The organism is Pseudomonas sp. PS01270, assembly GCF_029959775.1.
GTDB lineage: Bacteria > Pseudomonadota > Gammaproteobacteria > Pseudomonadales > Pseudomonadaceae > Aquipseudomonas > Aquipseudomonas atacamensis.
Genome location: NZ_JASCPT010000275.1, coordinates 1 through 841, shown reverse-complemented (window position 1 = coordinate 841; position 841 = coordinate 1). Strand labels below are relative to the sequence as shown.

Here is an 841-nt window from a genome sequence, read left to right as displayed (position 1 = left end):
GAGCCTGCTCGCGAAAGCGGTGGGTCAGTTTACAGATTCGTCGACTGACACTGCGTCTTCGCGAGCAGGCTCGCTCCCACAGAGAAAAAAGTGCCAAGTGTTTACTTTCGTTTACTTCCAGTCTCGCAATATCAGATGACGCCCACAGACCTTGTAGGCAAACTCCGAAACTCTTGTTGGGGCGCTGTGCCGCTCTATTGCGCTGTTTTTCGACGGGATACTCTCCGGAGGTCGCTGACCCATTCAGCGATCGGGTGTGGTAACCCGGAGAAACCATCGCAACAGCGCGCTCATCGAGTTATGGCGGCTGTGCGTGGGACGCCTTCTGGCGTGCCGGTTTCCTTGGTTCCCGGTTTACCACCCTGCGTACAGCTGCCTCCCTTTCGCGTGGTAACGAAAGTCTCGGCACTTCGAACCAAGGAGTAACACGATGACCGAAACTGATCTGCACGGACTCGCAAACGTTAAAACCATCGGCTTCACCCCTTTCCTCTACAACTCGGATCAAGCGTTCTTCAACGTCCGCTCCGGCGTCCCGATCATCAATGCCTTGTCCCAATCCTCCGACCTGCTGTCCCTCGCCAAATTCTTCGCAGAAGACGCTGCTTTCAACAGAGACACCGACCGCCATGCCTGGGCTGCGCATTACCTGACGGTGATGGGCAAAGCCTTGGTTGATGACGTGATCCAAGCGCTGATCCCACGACCCGCGCGGACGAAGACTGAATCTGAAGCTGATCTGTCTGAACGCACCTCTTGATTCAACCCAATACCCTGTGGGAGCGAGCCTGCTCGCGAATGCGGTGGTTCAGCCACCACATGCTTCGACTGACACTACGCC

General features: G+C 56.2%; 1 protein-coding gene. It reads left to right on the top strand.

Translation table 11 applies throughout. The annotated features are described in order from the left end of the window. The first annotated feature begins 430 nt into the window (after positions 1 to 430). Positions 431 to 760, top strand: a complete 330-nt coding sequence (locus tag QMX86_RS28120) for a DUF3077 domain-containing protein (RefSeq protein WP_243241828.1) — start codon at positions 431 to 433, stop codon at positions 758 to 760. The last annotated feature ends 81 nt before the right edge of the window (positions 761 to 841 follow it).